Annotated in this window: 12 protein-coding genes; 4 read left to right on the plus strand and 8 right to left on the minus strand. The window is 64.4% G+C overall.

Going from position 1 to position 13,497, the window contains the following annotated elements; genetic code table 11:
• Together QY049_RS10765 and QY049_RS10770 are read left to right on the plus strand one after the other, a co-directional pair.
• Positions 1–591, plus strand: a 591-nt coding sequence (locus QY049_RS10765) for a GDP-mannose 4,6-dehydratase (protein ID WP_301269304.1), incomplete at its 5' end; no start/stop codon positions are given.
• Positions 572–1,516 (plus strand): GDP-L-fucose synthase, encoded by a 945-nt coding sequence (locus tag QY049_RS10770; RefSeq protein ID WP_301269305.1) that lies wholly within the window; start codon positions 572–574, stop codon positions 1,514–1,516. The genes QY049_RS10765 and QY049_RS10770, both read left to right, overlap by 20 nt.
• A gap of 22 nt (positions 1,517–1,538) precedes the next feature.
• Here the strand turns inward: QY049_RS10770 and QY049_RS10775 are convergent, their stop codons facing one another.
• Positions 1,539–2,762 (minus strand): phenylacetate--CoA ligase family protein, encoded by a 1,224-nt coding sequence (locus tag QY049_RS10775; RefSeq protein WP_301269306.1) that lies wholly within the window; start codon positions 2,760–2,762, stop codon positions 1,539–1,541.
• Positions 2,763–2,848: 86 nt separating this feature from the next.
• Between QY049_RS10775 and QY049_RS10780 the strand changes: the two genes are divergently transcribed.
• Complete coding sequence (locus QY049_RS10780) at positions 2,849–4,003, plus strand: AGE family epimerase/isomerase (RefSeq protein WP_301269307.1); 1,155 nt, start codon at positions 2,849–2,851, stop codon at positions 4,001–4,003.
• Between the two features lie 65 nt (positions 4,004–4,068).
• On the opposite strand, the gene QY049_RS10785 is transcribed toward QY049_RS10780, so the two are convergent.
• The 6 genes from QY049_RS10785 to QY049_RS10810 form a co-directional block, all read right to left on the minus strand.
• The gene (locus QY049_RS10785) at positions 4,069–4,908 is read right to left on the minus strand and encodes an ABC transporter ATP-binding protein (protein ID WP_258766147.1); all 840 of its coding nucleotides are present in this window, start codon (positions 4,906–4,908) and stop codon (positions 4,069–4,071) included.
• Positions 4,909–5,052: 144 nt separating this feature from the next.
• Complete coding sequence (locus tag QY049_RS10790) at positions 5,053–6,336, minus strand: ABC transporter substrate-binding protein (protein WP_301269308.1); 1,284 nt, start codon at positions 6,334–6,336, stop codon at positions 5,053–5,055.
• A 42-nt stretch (positions 6,337–6,378) separates the two neighbouring features.
• Positions 6,379–7,452, minus strand: a complete 1,074-nt coding sequence (locus tag QY049_RS10795) for a branched-chain amino acid ABC transporter permease (protein ID WP_301269309.1) — start codon at positions 7,450–7,452, stop codon at positions 6,379–6,381.
• Positions 7,453–7,455: 3 nt separating this feature from the next.
• Positions 7,456–8,349 (minus strand): branched-chain amino acid ABC transporter permease, encoded by an 894-nt coding sequence (locus QY049_RS10800; protein WP_195803414.1) that lies wholly within the window; start codon positions 8,347–8,349, stop codon positions 7,456–7,458.
• Positions 8,350–8,428: 79 nt separating this feature from the next.
• On the minus strand, positions 8,429–10,360 hold the full coding sequence (locus tag QY049_RS10805; protein WP_301269310.1) for a long-chain fatty acid--CoA ligase: 1,932 nt from the start codon (positions 10,358–10,360) through the stop codon (positions 8,429–8,431).
• Positions 10,357–11,178 carry an ABC transporter ATP-binding protein gene (locus QY049_RS10810; protein WP_301269311.1) on the minus strand — a complete coding sequence of 274 codons (822 nt, stop codon included), beginning with the start codon at positions 11,176–11,178 and terminating at the stop codon, positions 10,357–10,359. Before QY049_RS10810 ends, QY049_RS10805 begins: the two co-directional genes overlap by 4 nt.
• A gap of 336 nt (positions 11,179–11,514) precedes the next feature.
• Between QY049_RS10810 and QY049_RS10815 the strand changes: the two genes are divergently transcribed.
• Positions 11,515–12,189: a Crp/Fnr family transcriptional regulator gene (locus tag QY049_RS10815; protein ID WP_301269342.1), complete on the plus strand. Its 675-nt coding sequence runs from the start codon at positions 11,515–11,517 to the stop codon at positions 12,187–12,189.
• Here QY049_RS10815 and QY049_RS10820 read toward each other — a convergent pair.
• The gene (locus QY049_RS10820; RefSeq protein ID WP_301269312.1) at positions 12,186–13,442 is read right to left on the minus strand and encodes an MFS transporter; all 1,257 of its coding nucleotides are present in this window, start codon (positions 13,440–13,442) and stop codon (positions 12,186–12,188) included. The two genes, QY049_RS10815 and QY049_RS10820, sit on opposite strands and share 4 nt — an antisense overlap.
• Positions 13,443–13,497: the final 55 nt, after the last annotated feature.

The raw sequence follows: 13,497 nt of genomic DNA on the forward strand, positions 1-13,497 counted from the left end.
GCAAAACTCTATGGCTACTGGATCACGGTGAACTACCGCGAAGCCTATGGCATGTTTGCCAGCAACGGTATCCTGTTCAACCACGAGAGCCCGATCCGCGGCGAGACCTTCGTCACGCGCAAGATCACGCGCGGTGTGGCGCGGATCGAGGTCGGGCTGGAGCAGACGCTCTATCTCGGCAATCTCGAGGCCAAGCGCGACTGGGGCCATGCCAAGGATTACGTCGAGGGCATGCACATGATCCTGCAAGCCGACAAGCCCGACGATTTCGTGCTCGCCACCGGCGAGACGCGCTCAGTGCGTGAATTGGTCGAGCTGTCCTTTGCCCATGTCGGCCGTCGCATCGAATGGCGCGGTGCCGGCGTCGATGAAACCGGCATTGATGCCGCCAGCGGCAAGGCGGTGGTGAAGATCGACCCGACCTATTTCCGCCCGACCGAGGTCGATCTGCTCGTCGGCGATGCAAGCAAGGCGCGGCAGGTGCTCGGCTGGAAGCCGAAGCGGAGCTTTGCGCAACTCGTCGAGGAGATGATGACGAGCGATCTGGCCGATGCCAAACGGGATGTCGTCAATGGCAAGCGTACCGTTTGAGCTGAAAGGCAAGAGCGTCTACGTCGCCGGCCATCGCGGCATGGTCGGCAGCGCCATCGTGCGCCGGCTGGCGCGGGAGAATGTGAATCTCGTCACCGTCGACCGGCGCGAGGTCGATCTCTGCAACCAGGCTGCCGTGTTCGACTGGTTCGCGCGTCTGCGGCCGCAGGTCATCTTCCTCGCCGCGGCCAAGGTCGGCGGCATCGTCGCCAACAACACGCTGCGCGCCGAGTTCATCTACGACAACATCGCGATCGCCGCGAACGTGATCCAGGCCGCGCATCAAAACGGGGCCGAGAAGCTGATGTTCCTCGGCTCCTCCTGCATCTATCCGAAACTGGCGCCGCAGCCGCTGCGCGAGGACAGCGTGCTATCGGGCCCGCTGGAGCCGACCAACGAGCCCTACGCGATTGCCAAGATCGCGGGCATCAAGATGGCGGAGGCCTATCGCAGCCAGTATGGCAGCGACTTCATCAGCGTGATGCCGACCAATCTCTACGGCCCCGGCGACAATTATCACCCCGAGCTGAGCCACGTCGTTGCCGCGCTGATCCGTCGCTTTCACGAGGCGAAAGTGTCGGGCGCGAAGACCGTCGCGGTCTGGGGTACCGGCACGCCGCGTCGCGAGTTCCTCTATGTCGACGACATGGCGGATGCCTGCGTGCATCTGATGAAGATCTATTCCGGCGAGGAGCTGGTCAACATCGGCACCGGCGAGGACATCGCCATCGCCGAGTTCGCGCGAGTCGTCGCCGAGATCGTCGGCTATCGCGGCGAGATTGTCTTCGACACCTCGCGTCCCGACGGCACGCCGCGCAAGCTGCTCGATGTCAACAGGCTGACCAGGCTCGGCTGGCGCGCGACGACGTCGCTTCAGGATGGCCTAAAGCTCGCCTATGAAGCGTACAATCGATTGGCGGTATAGATCTGAGTGGGAGCGCACCCCGCTACCGCTCGTCCGCAATCACCTTGCCGTCATTCGGCAGAGCGCCCGGATCGACCAGCTCAACGCCGCCGCCGAGCTTCGTCACCGCGCGCAAGGTGCCGGCGATCTCCTCGTGCATCGCCTCGCTCGCTTCGGCGCATTCGGCCTTCAGCGTCATCGCGTCAGCTTCGGCTCGGCGCGTGACAACGAGGCGCAGCCGTCCGAGCGCGGGATGGCGCTTGCCGATCTCGGCGATCTGCTCGGGGCGGACGAACATGCCCTTGACCTTGGTGGTCTGATCGGCGCGGCCCATCCAGCCCTTGATCCGCATGTTGGTGCGGCCGCATTTGCTTTGGCCTGGCAGCGCTGCGGTGAGGTCACCGAGCGCGAGCCGTATCCAGGGATGATGCGGATCGAGCGAGGTCACTACGATCTCGCCGACATCGCCCGGCGCCACCGGATCGCCGGTGCCGGGCTTGACGATCTCCATGATCAGATCCTCGTTCACGACCATGCCGTCGCGCGCGTCGGTCTCGAAGGCGATGAGGCCGAGATCGGCGGTGCCGAAGGCCTGGTAGGCGTCGATGCCGCGGGCCTTGATCTCGGCCTGGAGTGAGGGCGGGAAGGCCGCGCCCGACACAAGCGCGCGCTTGATTGAGGAGATGTCGCGGCCTGCGGTCGCGGCGGCATCGAGCAGGATCTTCAGGAAATCAGGGGTGCCGCTGTAGCCGACCGGACGGTAGGCCTCGATCAGCTCGAACTGCTGCTCGACATTGCCCGGGCCGGCAGGGATCACCGCGCAGCCCAGTGCGCGCGCCGAGGCGTCGAAAATGAAGCCGCCGGGGGTCAGGTGATAGCTGAAGGTGTTGAGCACGACGTCCTCGGAGCGGAACCCGGCTGCGAACAGCGCCCGCGCGCCGCGCCAGGGATCGGTCTGGCGGCCCTCCGGCTCGAAGATCGGACCCGGGGAGGTGAAGAGGCGGGCGAACGACCCCGGTGAGGCCTTCACGAAGCCGCCGAAGGGCGCTGAGGCCTTGTGCAGGGCCGGCAGTTCCGACTTGCGCAGCACCGGCAGGCCCGCCAGCACGGCCCTGGAGGTCACGGCGGCGGGATCGATGCCCTTGAGACGTTCGGCATAGGCGGGCGCCGCCATCGCGCCGCGCAGCACGTCCGGCAGCTGGGAAAACAGCTCGGCCTCGCGCACGGCCTGTTCGCGCGTCTCGCGGGCGTCGTAATGGGCGGTCATGGCAGGCCTTTCCGGGTTGGCATCCGTTGCACGCCGCCGCCCGCATGGGTATCAGACGGCCATTGGCGGGGCGCGGAGAGGACACGATGGCGGACGAGAGCATCATTCCGGCGGACGAGACGGCTGGCGTCGTCGCGCGCCTGAAGCGCCGGATGATCGAGGATGCGATCCCGCTGTGGTCCACCGTCGGCTGGGACGGCGCCTCGGGCGGATTCATCGATCGGTTGCACCGCGACGGCACGGCGGATACGGCCGCGCCCCGGCGGGTGTTCGTGCAGGCCCGCCAGATCTGGTGCTATGCCAAGGCGGCGCAGATGGGCTGGTATCCCGAGGGGCGCGCGATTGCGCTGAAGGGGCTCGAGCACCTCCTGGCAAAGGCGAAGGCGCCCGACGGCAAGCCCGGCTATGTGCACCGGCTGACGCCTGATGGTGCGGTGCTGGATGCGCGGCGCGACGCTTACGACCACGCCTTCATTCTGTTCGCGCTCGCCACGGTCTATTCGCTCGACCAGGACGCGCAAATCCGCGACGAGATCGACGCGCTGCTCGCTTTCCTCGACGGTCATCTGCGCTCGCCGCATGGCGGCGTGCACGAAAGCCTGCCGGTGTCGCTGCCGCGCCGGCAGAACCCGCAGATGCATCTGTTCGAGGCGATGATCGCGTGCTTCGACGCGACCCACGATCTGTCGTTCCAGAACCGCGCCGGCGAGTTCTTCGCGCTGTTCCTCGCCAATCTCTACGACAAGCGGAAGTGCGCGCTCGGCGAATATTTCGAAGAGGATTGGTCGAAGATCGAGCCTGTCAGCGTCGAGCCCGGTCATCAGGCGGAATGGGTTTGGCTGCTGAAAGGTTTCGAACGCATCACGGGATGCCCGACCGGACAACGCCGTGCCGAACTGCTGGCGACGGCGCTGCGCTATCGCGACGCGGCCACGGCGTGCCTCGTCGACGAGGGGGATGACGTCGGCAACATCCGCCGCAGCACACGCCGGCTGTGGCCGCAGACCGAGATCGCGAAAGCGTGGATCGCGCAGGCCGAATCCGGCGAGGCGGGTGCGGCGGCGGAAGCGCGCGCGGCGCTGCTGCGGCTCGAACGGCACTATCTCAGCCATCCCGTGCGCGGCGGCTGGTACGACCAGTTCGACAGCGACGGCAAATCGCTGGTCGACACCATTCCTGCGTCGTCGTTCTATCATGTGCTCTGTGCGGTCACGGAAGCGGAGCAGGTGCTTGAAGGTTAGATCTCTTTTGTCTTGACGCGTTTTCTTCACGCGAACCGGTTCCCACTTCGCTTGAAAACGCTTTGTCAAAGCCACCGCTTGCGCCGCTTGAAACTCTTGAGATTTTTAAAGCTCTTGCGCTGGTCGCCGGCGCCGCCGAGGTAGAACTCCTTGACGTCCTCGTTGTCGCGCAGCTCGTCCGCGGTGCCGTCGAGCACGACCTTGCCCTGCTCCATGATGTAGCCGTGGCTTGCCACCGACAGCGCGGCGCGCGCGTTCTGCTCCACCAGCAGGATGGTGACGCCGAGGTCACGGTTGATCTTCTGGATGATCGAGAACACCTCTTTTACCAGCAGCGGCGACAGGCCCATCGACGGCTCGTCCATCAGGATCATCTTCGGGCGCGCCATCAACGCGCGGCCGATGGCCAGCATCTGCTGCTCGCCGCCGGAGAGATAGCCGGCAAGTCCGGTGCGCTCCTTCAGGCGCGGAAAATAATTGAAGACCATGTCGAGATCGGCGTCGACCCCGCGGTCTTTGCGGGTGAAGGCACCGAGTCTGAGGTTTTCCAGCGACGTCATGTCGGCGACGATGCGCCGGCCCTCCATCACCTGGAAGATGCCGCGGCGGACGATCTTGTCCGGATCGATGCCGGCGATCGGCTCGCCCTCGAACAGGATCTCGCCGCGCGTGACCTCGCCGTCCTCGGTCTTCAGCAGCCCCGAGATCGCCTTCAGGGTCGTCGACTTGCCGGCGCCATTGGCGCCGAGCAGCGCCACGATCGCGCCCTTGGGCACGTCGAGGCTGAGGCCGCGCAGCACCAGGATGACGTCGTCATAGACGACCTCGATGTTGCGCACCGCCAGGAGGGGAGGCGCAGGTACGACATTGGGCGAGGTGCGAGATGCTTCGAGGATTTCGGTCATGTTTCGTAACACTCCGCTGTCGTCGCGCGGCTTGACCGGCGACCCGGTATTCCAGAGGCGCCTGAGATTCAGGGAGAAGCCGCGGCGTACTGGATCCCCCGCTTTCGCAGGGGATGACAATTGCACGCGGGGAAATGGCGAGGCTCACCAGCCAAACCATTCCGGCTTGCGCGGCAGCTCGACCGACTTGACCTTCTCGAGCTTGATCGTGCCCTTGCTCATGAGGTCGTTGATGTCGCCGTCGGTCGCGCCCGACACCTTCGAGCGATAGAGGTCGACCTTCATGGTCCCGCGATGGTCCTTCTCGGTCCAGGTCGAGGGATTGCAGACGCCTTCCATGCCTGCCGGCACCCAGTCCTTCTTCTGGTAGAAGCCCTTGGCGACGTTCTCGCCGGTGGCGCCGCCGTTCTTGGCGGCCCAGTCGAGCGCCTCCTTCATGTAGAGTGCCGAGCAGACAGCTGCGATGTAATGCACGGGGCGATAGACCTTGCCTGAAGGGTCCGACATCTTGGAGATTTCGACGATGGTCTTCATGCCGGGCGCATCGCCGCCCCAAGCGACGGCCGTGCGGAGCGGGAACACCACGCCGTCGGCGGCGTCGCCGGCAGCCTTGGCGCCGTTCTCATCCATGCCCCAGACGTTGCCGAGGAACTGAACGTCCACGTTCGCCGCCTTGCAGGCCTTCAGGACCGACACGTTGGATTGGGGCGTGTTGCCGAGATAGGCGTAGTTCGCACCCGAGCTCTTCAGGCTCAGGCACTGGCTGCTGTAGTCGCCGGGGCTCAGCGCGAAGACCAGCGGCGGCAGCACTTCGAAGCCGAGCTCGGTGGCGAGCGCCTCGCCGGCGGCCTTCGGCGCATTGGGATAGGGATGGTTGGCACCCATGTGGACGTATTTCGGCTTGCCCGGCTTGCCCTTGGCCTTCCAGTCCTCGGCCGCCCACATCAGCATCGCGCGCAGCGCGTCGGAATAGGTGGGACCGTAGAAGAAATTGTAGGGCGCGGGCTTGGCCTTGCCGCTGGTGCCTTCAGGGTCGGACAGCGCGGCCGCATAGGAGCCGGACATGTCCGGGATTTTGTCCTGGGCGAGGAACCCGGTCAGCGCTTCGGTGTCCGCCGTGCCCCAGCCCATGATGGCGGCGACCTTGTTGTCCGGTGCGGACCATTTCTTGTAGAGCGCGATCGCGCGCGGCACCTGGTAGCCGTAGTCGTTGGTGTCGACGTTGAGCTGCTTGCCGCCGACGCCGCCGTTCTTGTTGACCCAGGCGAAGGTGTCGGCGACGGCCTGGCCGAACGGCGTGCCGACGTCGGCGGTGCCGCCCGAGCGGTCCTCGAGATGGCCGATCGCGATCTGTGCCTGCGCACTGGCCGAAAATGCGGCGATCGCGAGCACAAGGGAAGCGGTGCTCAAAAGGGTTTTTTTCTTCATGGGTCGTCTCCTCCTGTTATTGGTTTGTTGAACTGGCCGCGCTCAATACGAGAACGGGTAGAGTTTCCAATAAGCCTTGATCTGCCGCCACCGATGCGCGAGGCCATCAGGCTCGAACATCAGGAACACGATGATGATGAGTCCGATCGCGATCTCGCGCAGGAAGGTGAGGTTGTTGTTGAGCGACAGCGCCTGGTCGATCGCGCCGCCCTTGAGATGCAGGCTGATCCACTCCATCGATTCCGGCAGCAGCACCACGAACGCGGTGCCCATCAGCGTGCCCATGATCGAGCCGGTACCGCCGATGATGATCATGGCGAGGAACAGGATCGAGCGCTCGATGCCGAAACCTTCCTGCGACACGACGTTCTGGTAGTGCGCATAGAGCGCGCCGGCGATGCCGGCGAAGAAGGCGGCCAGCCCGAACGACAGCGTACGGTACTTGGTGAGGTTGATGCCCATGATTTCCGCGGAGAGATAATGGTCGCGGATTGCCACCAGCGCACGGCCGTCGCGCGTGCGCATCAGGTTGGTGACGAGGATGTAGCTTGCCAGCACATAGGTCAGCACGACGTAGAAATATTGCTTATCGCCGCGCAGCGCGTAGCCGAAGATCGAGAACGGCTCGGCGCTTGCCGGCACCGATCCGCCTGAGAACCATTCGGCGCGGGAGAAGAAGTCGAGCAGGATATATTGTGCGGCCAGCGTCGCGATGACGAGGTAGAGCCCCTTCAGCCGCGCCGCCGGGATGCCGAAGACCAGGCCGACCAGCGCGGTGACGACACCGGCGAGCGGAATTGCGAAGAACACCGGGATCGGCGCGTTGTTGGAGATGTAGGCGGAGGAGAAGGCGCCGAGCAGGAAGAAGGCGGCGTGGCCGATCGAGATCTGGCCGGTGAAGCCGACCAGGATGTTCAACCCCAGCGCCGCGATCGAGAAGATGCCGATCTGGATCAGGATGCTGAGCCAGTAGCCACTGATGAATTGCGGCACGAGGCAGAGCAGCAGCACGCCTGCAATCGCAAAATTGCGGCTGGTCGCGGTCGGGAAGATCGTGGTGTCGGCCGCGTAAGAGGTGCGGAAATCACCAGCGGGGATGAGGGAAGGGCCGGCCATGGATCATATCCGCTCGATGTCGTGGGTGCCGAACAGGCCATAAGGCTTGATCATCAGCACGATGATGAGGACGTAGAACGGCGCGATCTCGTAGAGATTGCCCCAGTGCAGATACTGGCTGTCGACATATTGCGCGATGTTCTCGAGCAGGCCGATGATGATGCCGCCAAGCACGGCGCCGCCGACGGAATCGAGCCCGCCGAGGATCGCGGCCGGAAACACCTTGATGCCGTAGGCGGCAAGGCCCGAGGAGACGCCATTCACCACGGCGACCACGACGCCCGCGACCGCAGAGACGGTCGCGGAGATCGCCCAGGCCATCGCAAACACGCTCTTGACGGAAATACCGAGCGATTGTGCCACCTGCTGGTTGAACGCGGTGGCGCGCATCGCAAGGCCGTACTTCGAGGCGCGGAAGAACCAGGCCATGCCGATCATCATCGCGAGCGAGACCACGAGGCTCATGACATAGACCGTCTGGATCTGGAGCCCGAACAGGGCGACCGACTGGCTCTCGAACACGCGCGGGAACGGCTGCGGGTTGACGCCAAACATCCATTTCAGCGTCGCCTGGAGCACGGTGGACAGGCCGATCGTCACCATGATGACGGAGATGATGGGCTCGCCGATCATGGGCCTCAGGATAAGTACCTGGATCGCGATGCCGAACACGAACATGAAGACCAGCGTCATCGGCATGCCGATCCAGAACGGCACCTGGTATTTGGCGAGCAGCGCCCAGCAAACCCAGGCGCCGACCAGCAGCAATTCACCTTGCGCGAAATTGACGACCTGCGTCGCCTTGTAGATCAGCACGAACGACATCGCGACCACGCCATAGAGCGTGCCAACCACGAGGCCGTTGACCAGAAGCTGGATGAGGAAGGCGGTGTTCATGTGATGCTTTCCTTCGCCTCTCCCAGCTTGCGCAGGGAGGGGTGGATCAATTGCGGCGCGCTCTGCATTGGAAGTGAGTTCACTCCGCGGCCTCCGCCATGGGGCCACGTCCGCCGAGGTCCACGACCCGCAGCGTGGTGCGCACACGTTGCGTGGTGCCGTCCTGGAAGCGGATCACGGTGTCGACGGGGATGTCGGCATCGCCGCGGTAGATCGCGTCGATGATGCCTTCGTATTTCTCGTTGATGACGCCGCGGCGCACCTTCCTCGTGCGGGTGAGCTCGCCGTCGTCGGCGTCGAGCTCCTTGTAGAGCAGGAGGAATCGCGAGATGCGCTGCGCCGGCGGCAGCGTGGCGTTGACGGTCTCGACCTCCTTCCGGAGCAGCTTATAGACCTCAGGCCGCGAGGCGAGGTCGCTGTAGGTCGTGAAGGAGAGGCGGTTCTTCTCCGCCCATTTCGAGATGATGGAGTAGCGGATGCAGATCATCGCCGCGAGCGCATCGCGGCCGGCGCCGAGAACCACGGCCTCGGCGATATAGGGTGAGAATTTCAGCTTGTTCTCGATGAATTGCGGCGAGAAGCGCTCGCCGCGCGAGGTCTCGGCGAGATCCTTGATGCGGTCGATGACGACGAGCTGCTTATTGTCGTTGAAATAGCCGGCATCGCCCGACAGCATCCAGCCGTCCCGGATGTCGGCGACGCTCGCCTCCGGGTTCTTGTAATAGCCGAGGAACATGTTGGGATGCCGCACCACGATCTCGCCCACACCGTGGACGTCGGCATTGTCGATGCGGATCTCGACATTGTCGGCCATCGGCACGCCGGTGGTGTCAGGATCGACCTTGCCCTCGGGATGCAGCGTGTAGGCCCCGAGCAGTTCGGTCTGGCCGTAGAGCGTGCGTAGCGGCACCCCCATCGCCTGGAAGAACTTGAAGGTATCGGGTCCGAGCGCCGCGCCGCCGGTCGCGGCCGAGCGCAGGCGCGTGAAGCCGAGCCGGTCACGCAGCGCGCGGAATAGGATCGCATCGGCAAAACCGGAGCGCCTACTCTGTTCGAGCGCGGCGAGGCCCGACTTCATACCGATGTCGAACAGACGCTGCTTGAAGGGTGTCGCGTCCATCACCTTGGCGCGGACGTCGGCGGCGATGGATTCCCAGACGCGTGGGGCAAAGAGCACGAATGTCGGCGCGATCTCGCGCAGATCGTTCATCATGGTGTCGGGCTCTTCGACGAAGTTGATCTTCATCCGGCAGAGCAGGCCTTTGCCGAGAACATAGACCTGCTCCATGATCCAGGGCAGCGGCAGCACCGAGACGTATTCGTCGTCGGGTCCTTTAGGGTCGAAGGCGAGATAGGTGGCGCAATGGCCGAGCACGCGGCCGGCGGCAAGCATTGCGAGTTTCGGATGCGATGTGGTGCCCGAGGTGGTGCAGAGGATGGCGACGTCCTCGCCGTTGGTGGCATCGACGAGCTTGTCGTAAAGCTCCGGCTCGCGCGCGGCGCGGGCGCGGCCAAGCTCGGCGAATTTCTCGGCCGACATCAGCCGCGGGTCGTCATATTTCCGCATGCCGCGCGGGTCGGAATAGATGACGTGCCTGAGTTTCGGCACGCGCCCGGCCAGTGCCAGCAGCTTGTCGACCTGCTCCTCGTCCTCGGCGAAGACGAGCTGCGCTTCACCGTAGTTGAGGAGATAGGATGCCTCTTCGTCCAGCACGTCGCGATAGAGCCCGAGGCTCAATCCGCCGATCGCATGGGTGGCCACTTCCGCGGCAACCCAGTCCGGCCGGTTGTCGCCGATGATGCCGATGACGTCGCCGCGGCCGAGGCCGAGCTCGATCAGCCCGAGCGCGAAGTCGCGCACGCGGGCCTGGTAGTCGTTCCAGGTGAAGGGACGCCAGAGGCCGAGATCCTTTTCGCGCAGCGCGATCTCGTTGCCGTGCTCCTTCGCGTTGAGCCGGAGCATCTTCGGATAGGTGTCGGCCTGGGCGACGCGGGCTGCGTAATCCATCATGCCGCGCTCTCCTGTGAAGGCGGGGCATCGTCAGGATCGACCAGCGCCTCGTCCTCCTCGCCGAGATAGGCGCGCTTGACGTGAGGATCGGCGAGTACGGCGGCCGGGTCGCCCTCGGCGATCTTGCGGCCGAAATCTAGCACCATGACGCGGTGGGAAATGTCCATCACCACGCCCATGTCGTGCTCGATCATCACCACCGTCATGCCGAACTCCTCGTTGAGGTCGACGATGTAGCGGGCCATGTCCTCCTTTTCCTCGAAGTTCATGCCGGCCATCGGCTCGTCGAGGAGGATGAGGCGCGGCTCCAGCGCCATGGCGCGAGCGAGCTCGACGCGCTTGCGCAGGCCGTAGGAGAGGGTGCCGGCGGTCGCCTTGCGCACCGACTGGAGGTCGAGGAAGTCGATGATTTCTTCGACCTTGCGGCGGTGATCGAGCTCTTCCCTGCGCGCGCCGGTGAGCCAATACAGCGATCCCGTGAGGAAATTGTTTTTCAGCAGGTGGTGGCGGCCGACCATGATGTTGTCGAGCACGCTCATGTGGTGGAACAGCGCGAGATTCTGGAAGGTGCGGCCGATGCCGAGCTTGGGGCGCGCATTCGGCGTCAGGCCGGTGATGTCGCGGCCCTGGTAGAACAGCTGGCCTTCGGTCGGCTTGTAGCGGCCGGAAATACAGTTCACGATCGAGGTCTTGCCCGCGCCGTTGGGACCGATGATCGAGAACAGCTCGCCCTCGCTGATGGCGAAGCTGACGTCGGTCAGCGCGCGAACGCCGCCGAATCGCAAGGACACGCCCCGCACTTCGAGACTGGTAGCCACCAAACAAATCCCTCCCGGTGATGGCGCGTTCAGCGGCGCTCTTCGTCGGTTCCTCGTGGACGATCCTAGTACGGCCATGCCGGTGAGGCCATGCAGCACATGGTCCCGACCGGAGCCGCGTCGCTTTCGCCCCGTTTGGGATCAAAAGCCGCATCGCCCGAGGTGGTTCTCAATAGGGGAAAGCGCTATTTTGAAATGTCTCCGGCCTGACAATTCTGCGACAAAGTTTTTAGGGCGGCAGCGGCTTCTATCTTTCGTCGGATGGTGGTCGGAACGATTGTGCTGCAGTGCAGCAGAAGGATGGAGCGACGAAACGGTGCGGCTGGCCTCTCGATCATGATCTCAGAGGATCAATTGAAGCGCGTTGCCGCCTGGTCGCGCGAGCTCACGCCAGCGGAGATCGAGGTCGCCCGTGCCGGGATCACGGAGCGGTCCTACGACACCGGCGAGAACGTGTTCATGCGCGGTGACAAATTCGACTATTGGGCCGGCATGGTGAGCGGCCTTGCCCGCATGGGAGGGGTGTCGCGCGACGGCAAGGAGACCAGCCTTGCGGGGCTGACGGCAGGCGCCTGGTTCGGCGAAGGAAGCGTGCTCAAGAACGAGCTGCGTCGCTACGACGTGGTCGCGCTGCGCGACAGCCGCGTCGCGTTGATGGAGCGCTCGGCCTTCATGTGGCTGTTCGAGAACAGCGTCGGCTTCAACCGCTTCCTGGTGCGCCAGCTCAACGAGCGGCTCGGCCAGTTCATCGGCATGCTCGAAGTCAACCGCACGCTCGATGCGACGTCTCGGCTTGCCCGCAGCATTGCCTCGCTGTTCAATCCGATCCTCTATCCGGAATCGACCGCGCATCTGGAGATTACCCAGGAGGAGATCGGTGCGCTCTCCGGCATGTCGCGCCAGAACGCCAACCGCGCGTTGAACCGACTGGAGAAGGAGGGGCTGCTGCGGCTGGAGTACGGCGGCGTCACCATCCTCAACGTCGAGCGGCTGCGCGGATACGGGGATTAGCGCGCATTGGCGGATGCGTGCACCGGCCAGAGGTCGGCGCGCCAGCGGATGGCGATGCCCAGCATCGCGACGAAACCCGCGGCGGCATAAAGCGACCCCGTTGCTGAATAGCCGATGACGTCGATCAGGCTGCCGGCCGCGAGCAATCCGACCGGCAGACCGTAGATCACCATCATGCGTACCCCCATCACGCGGCCGCGCAGGTGCGCGCTCGCCGTTCGCATCAGGATCACGGCAGCCGAGATCATCGACATGCTCTGGGCGATGCCGGTCAGCACGAGGCAAGCCATGGCGATTGGCATGGTCCTGATTTCGACGAACACCAGCAGCAGCGTGTACCAGGCCAGCGTGGCGCCGATCAGGAGCCGGGCAATGCGCAGGCCGCCGACCAGGCTGAGCGTGACGGAGCCGATCAGCGAGCCCAGGGCGAAGCTCGCCGAGAGGTAGCCGAGGCCGGTCTGGTCGGTATGAAAGATGTCGCGCGCGATGTAGGGCAGCAACCCATTCGTCAGCGGAAACGCGGTGAGATTGGCGAGGAATGCGACGCAGAGCGCGGCCAGCATGGCCGGCCCGTTCCAGGAATATACGATGCCTTCCTTGAGATCGCGCAGCAGCCGCGAGCCCGAATGGCTTTCCACCAAGCGATGCTCCGCGGACTTCTCCGGTCGGGTCAGGCACAGCATCAGAATCGCGGCCACAAAATAGAGGCAGGCGATCACTGCATAGACTTTGCCGATGCCGAAGGTCGCGAACAGTCCGGCTCCCGTCAGCGCTCCGGCGATGCGCGCGCTGTCCTGGGTGGTGCGCGACAGGCTGATCGCTCCGACCAGCAGCTCGGCGGGCATGATGTCGGCGAGAAGCGCGCTGCGAAGGCCGAGATCCGAGGAGCGGATCAGGCCCATGATCGTCACGATGATCATCACCTTGAGCGGCGCCAGATGACCGGTCAGCGCCAGCACCATGATGGTCGAGGCGAGGACCGTATAGGTGAGACGCAGCACGACAAGAAGATCGCGGTGACCCATCCGGTCCCCGATCATCCCGAGCACCGGAGCGATCAGCGTTCCGACATATTGCAGCGAGGCGAGAATGGTGAGCAGCAGCACCGAGCCTGTCTCGACCAGGATGTACCAGCCGAGCACCAGCGTCTCGATCTCGAACGCCCAGGAGGTGAGCAGGTCCGACGGCCACTGAAAGCGATAGTTGCGGATGCGGAATGGCGCGAGCGCGGAAGGTCTTTTTGGTGTGCTCAAGATGCGTTGACGGGTTTCACGGCGATTCCCGGCCCTTATTATTGTTCTTCTGCTC

It is taken from the genome of Bradyrhizobium sp. WYCCWR 13022 (genome assembly GCF_030435535.1).
GTDB lineage: Bacteria > Pseudomonadota > Alphaproteobacteria > Rhizobiales > Xanthobacteraceae > Bradyrhizobium.

Bases quoted from the DNA above. Each gene is read 5' to 3' on its own strand.
- QY049_RS10770 (WP_301269305.1), top strand. From the start codon at position 572: ATGGCAAGCGTACCGTTTGAGCTGAAAGGCAAGAGCGTCTACGTCGCC.
- QY049_RS10775 (WP_301269306.1), bottom strand. From the start codon at position 2,762: ATGACCGCCCATTACGACGCCCGCGAGACGCGCGAACAGGCCGTGCGC.
- QY049_RS10780 (WP_301269307.1), top strand. From the start codon at position 2,849: ATGGCGGACGAGAGCATCATTCCGGCGGACGAGACGGCTGGCGTCGTC.
- QY049_RS10785 (WP_258766147.1), bottom strand. From the start codon at position 4,908: ATGACCGAAATCCTCGAAGCATCTCGCACCTCGCCCAATGTCGTACCT.
- QY049_RS10790 (WP_301269308.1), bottom strand. From the start codon at position 6,336: ATGAAGAAAAAAACCCTTTTGAGCACCGCTTCCCTTGTGCTCGCGATC.
- QY049_RS10795 (WP_301269309.1), bottom strand. From the start codon at position 7,452: ATGGCCGGCCCTTCCCTCATCCCCGCTGGTGATTTCCGCACCTCTTAC.
- QY049_RS10800 (WP_195803414.1), bottom strand. From the start codon at position 8,349: ATGAACACCGCCTTCCTCATCCAGCTTCTGGTCAACGGCCTCGTGGTT.
- QY049_RS10805 (WP_301269310.1), bottom strand. From the start codon at position 10,360: ATGATGGATTACGCAGCCCGCGTCGCCCAGGCCGACACCTATCCGAAG.
- QY049_RS10815 (WP_301269342.1), top strand. From the start codon at position 11,515: ATGATCTCAGAGGATCAATTGAAGCGCGTTGCCGCCTGGTCGCGCGAG.